Source organism: Acidocella sp. (assembly GCF_013044125.1).
Taxonomy (GTDB): domain Bacteria; phylum Pseudomonadota; class Alphaproteobacteria; order Acetobacterales; family Acetobacteraceae; genus Acidocella.
Map to the genome: position 1 here is coordinate 1 of NZ_JABEVC010000009.1, position 2,564 is coordinate 2,564.

Annotated in this window: 3 protein-coding genes; all 3 read left to right on the plus strand. The window is 62.1% G+C overall.

Going from position 1 to position 2,564, the window contains the following annotated elements:
- Positions 1–185: hypothetical protein (locus HKL97_RS00515; protein WP_291421788.1), on the plus strand; the 185-nt coding region annotated here is incomplete at its 5' end.
- A 92-nt stretch (positions 186–277) separates the two neighbouring features.
- A complete protein-coding gene (gene istA, locus HKL97_RS00520; protein WP_291421789.1) occupies positions 278–1,819 on the plus strand; it encodes an IS21 family transposase in 1,542 nt (513 codons plus the stop codon).
- Between the two features lie 13 nt (positions 1,820–1,832).
- Positions 1,833–2,483, plus strand: a complete 651-nt coding sequence (gene istB / locus HKL97_RS00525) for an IS21-like element helper ATPase IstB (RefSeq protein WP_291421792.1) — start codon at positions 1,833–1,835, stop codon at positions 2,481–2,483.
- Positions 2,484–2,564 lie beyond the last annotated feature (81 nt).

A 2,564-nucleotide genomic window follows, 5' to 3' on the forward strand; every position in this document is an offset into this window, starting at 1 on the left:
CTGCGGATCGTGTGCAGTTCAAGTTCGGATATCGTCCCCTTAAGTCCCAGGAGCAGCCGGCCGTTGGGGCTGCCAGGATCATAAACCCCGTCACGGTCATGTGGATTCCGACGGAAGCCGGCCGGGGATTCCGATTTGATGTCGGCCACCGTTCCGATATGAAGCCGGCCACCCTTCCGATTTAATTCCGGCCACTTGGGCCGGGCATCCGGGCGTTATCGGCTGGGTCAGTAACTCGGGCATCTGCCCTCTCGTGATCAACCACGAGGAGGGGCGAATGCCGGCAAAGCGAGAGCTGACGATGAGGCAGATACGATACACATTACGGCTGGCCAGCGAGGGGATCAGCGCACGGCAGATCGGGCGGATGCTGGGCGTGGCGCGCAGCACGATCCAGGACAATCTGAAGCGGGCGCAGGTGGCAGGATTGACCTGGCCACTGCCGGCCGATCTCACCGATGCGGTTTTGGAAGAGCGGTTGTTTGCCCGCAACGGTGCCCCTCGTGGGGTGCGCCGGCGTGCCGAGCCGGTTTGGCGCGAGCTGGTTTGCGAGCTCAAACGCCCTGGGGTCAACCTGATGGTGCTTTGGGAGGAATATCGCGCCGGGCATCCGGAGGGGTACAGCTACAGCCGGTTTTGCGATCTGTTCCGGGAGTTTGAGGCGCGGTTGTCGCCGGTCATGCGCCAGGAGCACCGGGCGGGTGACAAGGTGTTTGTCGATTATTCCGGCAAGAAGCTCGGCATTACAGATCCCACGACGGGCGAGATACGGTTTGCAGAGATTTTCGTCGCGGTGCTGGGGGCGTCGAGCTTCACCTATTGCGAGGCCACGTGGAGCCAGACGCTACCGGATTGGATCGGCGCCCACGTCCGCATGTTCCGTTTTTTTGGCGGTGTGCCGCGGCTTGTGGTGCCGGATAATCTGAAGTCCGGCATCAATAAGGCGTCGTTCTACGACCCGGAGATCAATCTGAGCTATGGCCGGATGGCCGCGCATTACGGCATTGGCGTCCTGCCCGCGCGGCCGCGGCGGCCGAAGGATAAGGCCAAGGTGGAAGCCGGGGTGCGCTTTGCCCAGAGCTACATACTGGGCCGGTTGAGGGCGCAAAAATTCTTCTCTTTGGCGGAGGCCAACCAGGCCATTGCCGGCATGGTGGCGCGGATCAACGATCATATCATGCGCCGGCTTGGGGTCAGCCGGCTGCATCTGTTCGAGACAATCGAGCACCCGGCTTTGGCCGTATTGCCAGATGCCGACTACGAATTCGCCGAATGGGGCTTTGCCCGTGTCTCGTTGGATTATCATGTCGAGGTCTGCGGGTATTTCTACTCGGTGCCGCATAATCTGATCCGCGCCCAGGTCGACACCCGCGCGACAGCGCGAATGATCGAGATATTTTTCCAGGGAAACCGGATTGCCGTGCATGAGCGCCGCTATGGCGGTGCGCGCCACGGCACCGACCCCGCGCATATGCCAAGCGCGCACCGGCGCTACGCTGAATGGACGCCGGAGCGGTTCCGCCGCTGGGGCGCCTCGGTTGGGCCCCAGACTGAGGGGCTGGTCACGGCCATTCTGGCCAGCCGCCCGCATCCGGAACAGGGGTTCAGGACCTGTCTTGGCGTTCTACGGCTGTTCCGGGAGCTGGACAAAATCCGCGCCGAGGCGGTGTCGGCCCGCGCCGTCGCCTATGGCGCGTTCACCTACAAAAGCATCGCCTCGATCATCACCAACAAGCTCGACCGCGCCGCCATCACCGCCAATGAGCCGCAGGCCGTGATGAGCCACGGCAATCTACGCGGCTCTAAATATTTTCATTGAAAGGACCAAAACCATGCTCACCCATCCAACACTCGACCTGCTCCAGAAACTTGGCCTGCACGGCATGGCCAAGGGGTTTAGGGAACTTGAACGCCAGCCTGAGGTTGCCGGTCTGGAACACGGCGAATGGCTCGCCTTGCTGCTCGAACATGAGGCCACGCTGCGGCGGCAAAAACGCTTTGAGAGCCGCGCCCGCGCCGCCAAACTTCGGCAATCCGCCAGTATTGAGGATGTCGATTACCGGGCGGCTCGTGGTCTCGACCGTGCATTATTCCTGAAGCTCGCAGGCTGCGACTGGGTTCGTGCCCGGCACAATTTACTGATCACCGGACCCTGCGGAGTCGGCAAAAGCTGGCTCGCCTGCGCGCTGGGCCAGAAAGCCTGCCGCGAGGATCTGTCTACCGCCTATCACCGAGTGCCGCGGCTGTTCTCCACCTTGGCCATGGCCCGGGCCGACGGCCGCTACGCCAGGACATTGCGCCAGATCGCCAAGGTCGACCTGCTGATCCTGGATGATTGGGGGCCCGAAACTCTGACCGCCGACCAGCGCCGCGACTTGCTGGAGATCGTCGATGACCGCCACGAGATGCGCTCGGTCATCATCACCAGCCAGGTGCCCATCGAGCAATGGTACGAGATCATCGGCGACTCGACGATTTCATGATGCCTCTCTCGTTGATTCGCTGGTGTGTCGGACTCGGCTCTTCAGCGCCATGACCTGTTCGTCCGAGAGTATGATTTGCCA